This window comes from Nonomuraea maheshkhaliensis (assembly GCF_039529435.1).
Lineage (GTDB): Bacteria > Actinomycetota > Actinomycetes > Streptosporangiales > Streptosporangiaceae > Nonomuraea > Nonomuraea maheshkhaliensis.
Window position 1 is genome coordinate 1 of the sequence record NZ_BAAAMU010000276.1, and the last position, 3,087, is coordinate 3,087.

A 3,087-nucleotide genomic window follows, 5' to 3' on the forward strand; every position below is an offset into this window, starting at 1 on the left:
ACCCCGTCGGCGGGCGGCGGGTCGGGCAGCGCGGGCACTCCCATCGCGTACGCCCGCGCGACCGGCACCCCCGCCACCGCCGCCGGCCGCGCGGAGGGGGCGCCGCGTCGCTGCAGGGCCTCGACGAGCTCTTGTTCGCCGCGCCCGCGCAGGAGCAGCAGCACGAACGGGTCGGCGTCCAGCAGCCAGGACGCCTGGTAGCACAGGGCGGCGGCGTGCTTGCACGGGTGACCCCAGTCGGGGCAGCCGCACTCGGGCTCCAGGTCGCCGACGGCGGGCAGCAGCGGCACGCCCGCGTACTCGGCGGCCTCGACCAGGTCGTGCGGCATGTCGCCGTCGAGCAGGGCGGCGATGTGCCCGGACTTGGCGGCCACCTGGTCGAGGAAGCGTTCCCAGGCGCCACCGCCGAGCTGCTCGACGCGGACGACGGTGTCGTACTCGCTCTCGGCGACGGCGGCCAGGCGGCCGGGGCTGACGGTGATGGGGCCGAGCTGGCCGGTCTTGGCGTACGCGCGGCCCTTGCGCAGCAGGCCGTGGTCCAGGGAGGTGTCCTCCATGGCCTGGACCCAGGCGCGGCCCCACCAGGTGGTGGCGAAGCGGGCGCCCGCGCGTTGCGGGGGGAAGGCGGGAAAGCCGCGGGCGGCGTCGGCGGTCATCGGGGCTCCAGGGGCGGCGGGGGTCATCTGAGCTCCACGAGGGCGGCGAGCTCGGCGTCGGTCAGCTCGGTGAAGGCGGCCTCGCCGGAGGAGAGCACGGCGTCGGCGAGCGAGCGCTTGGCGGTGAGCATCTGGGCGATGCGGTCCTCGATCGTGCCTTCGGCGATGAGGCGGTGCACCTGGACGGGCCTGGTCTGGCCGATGCGGTAGGCGCGGTCGGTCGCCTGGTCCTCGACGGCGGGGTTCCACCAGCGGTCGTAGTGGATGACGTGGTCGGCGCGGGTGAGGTTGAGACCGGTGCCCGCGGCCTTGAGCGAGAGCAGGAACACCGGGGCGCTGCCGTCCTGGAAGCGCTGGACCATCTCCTCGCGGCGGGCGACGGGGGTGCCGCCGTGCAGCAGCTGGGTGGCCACGCCGCGGGCGGTCAGGTGGCGCTCCAGCAGGCGGGCCATGGCGACGTACTGGGTGAAGACCAGGACGGCGCCGTCCTCGGCGACGATGGTGTCGACCAGCTCGTCGAGCAGTTCGAGCTTGCCGGAGCGGCCGGGCAGGCGCGGGTCGGCCTCGTGCAGGTAATGGGCGGGGTGGTTGCAGATCTGCTTGAGCCCGGTGAGCAGCTTGACGATGAGGCCGCGCCTGGCCATGCCCTTTGCCTCGGCGATGCGGGCCATGATCTCGCGGACGACCGCCTCGTACAGGCCGGCCTGCTCGGTGGTGAGGGCGACAGGCCGGTCGGTCTCGGTCTTGGGCGGCAGCTCGGGGGCGATGCCGGGGTCGCTCTTGCGGCGGCGCAGCAGGAACGGCCCGACGAGCCGGGAGAGCCGCTCTGCGGTCTCACCGTCGCCCGATTCGATGGGTTTGGCCCAGCGTGCCCTGAACGTGGGGAGCGGGCCGAGCAGGCCGGGCGTGGCCCAGTCGAGGATGGCCCACAGCTCCGACAGGTTGTTCTCCACGGGCGTGCCGGTCAGGGCGACGCGGGCGGCGGCGGGGATCTCGCGCAGCGCCTTGGCGGTGCCGGAGGCGGGGTTCTTGACGTGCTGGGCTTCGTCGGCGGCGAGCAGGCCCCAGGGGTGGGCGGCCAGCGCGGCGGCGTCCAGGCGCATGGTGGCGTACGTGGTCAGCACGAAGCCCTCGCCGGCGAGCGTGCGTCCTGGGCCGTGGTAGCGGTGGACCGGCACGCCCGGCGCGAACCTGGTGATCTCGCGCTCCCAGTTGCCCAGCAGCGAGGCGGGACAGACCACGAGCGTGGGCCCGGCGGACTGCTCCTGGGCACGGTGCAGGTGCAGCGCGATGAGGGTGATCGTCTTGCCCAGGCCCATGTCGTCGGCCAGGCAGGCGCCCAGGCCGAGCGAGGTCATCCTGGCCAGCCAGCGCAACCCGGCGAGCTGGTAGTCGCGCAGGGTGGCGGCCAGGCCCTCGGGCTTCACCACGTCGGCGGGCTCGGACAGGCGCTCGCGCAGCTCGTTCAGCCAGGCCGTGGGCTCGACCGGCACCTGCTCGCCCTCGACCTCGACCGTGCCGGTCAGGGCGGCGCCGAGCGCCTCGATGCCGGTCAGCGGCTTGAGGTCGCGCTGGCGGGCCCGGCGGGCGAGGTCGGGGTCGATGAGCACCCACTGGTCGCGCAGCCGGACGACGGGGCGGTGGGCCTCGGCCAGGCGGTCCATCTCGGCGGCGCTCAGGCGTTCGCCGCCGAGGGCGAGCTGCCAGTCGAAGCTGGTCAGGTGGTGACCGCCGAGGAAGGAGGGCATGTCGGAGGGCGCGGGGTCGCGCTCGCCGATGACGGCGCGGGCGCTGAGGCCGCGTACCAGGGACTTGGGCCAGTGCACGTCCACGCCGGCGGCGGCCAGGCGGTCGGCGGCGCCGGCCAGGAGCTGTTCGACGTCGCCGTCGGACAGGGTGAGCTCGTCGGGCACGGCGCTGTCGAGCAGCCGCTCCAGCCGGGGCCAGGCGCGGGCGGCGCGGCGCACGGCGAGGGTGGCCTCGATCCTGGCGCGCGGGCCGAAGCCGGGGTCGGCGCCCCGCCACAGGTCGGCGGCGTCCACGACGAGGGACGGGTCGGCCAGGCTGTGCAACTGGACGACGGCCCGGAATTCGGCGAACTCGGCGGCGGCGAAGTCGTCGGCCACGATGCGCAGCGACAGCCGCAGGCCGGCGTCCAGCCCGGCCGAGACCTCCTCCGCCCAGCCGCGCAGGTGGGGCACCTTGACCGGTTTGACCGCGGCGTAGGCGGCGGCGCCGGTGGCGCGCACGGCGCCGGGCGAGCGCGGCATGGCGTCGGCGACGGCGTCGAGGAAGGCGCGCACGAGAGGTTCGGCGTCCGGCACCAGCAGCCCGGCGGCGGCGCCCTCCAGCGGCACGGCGCGGGCGGCGGCGGGCAGGGCGGGGGCCAGTTCGCGCACGCGCTGGAGGGCGTCGGGGTCCAGCCGGCCGG

2 protein-coding genes are annotated in these 3,087 nt (G+C 75.5%); both read right to left on the reverse strand.

The genetic code is table 11. From position 1 onward, the window contains the following. A partial coding sequence (locus tag ABFX54_RS56270; RefSeq protein WP_346115551.1) for an SWIM zinc finger family protein occupies nt 1–656 on the reverse strand: 656 nt, incomplete at its 3' end. A 23-nt stretch (nt 657–679) separates the two neighbouring features. Then, the coding region (locus ABFX54_RS56275) for a DEAD/DEAH box helicase (protein WP_346115552.1) at nt 680–3,087 on the reverse strand (2,408 nt) is incomplete at its 5' end.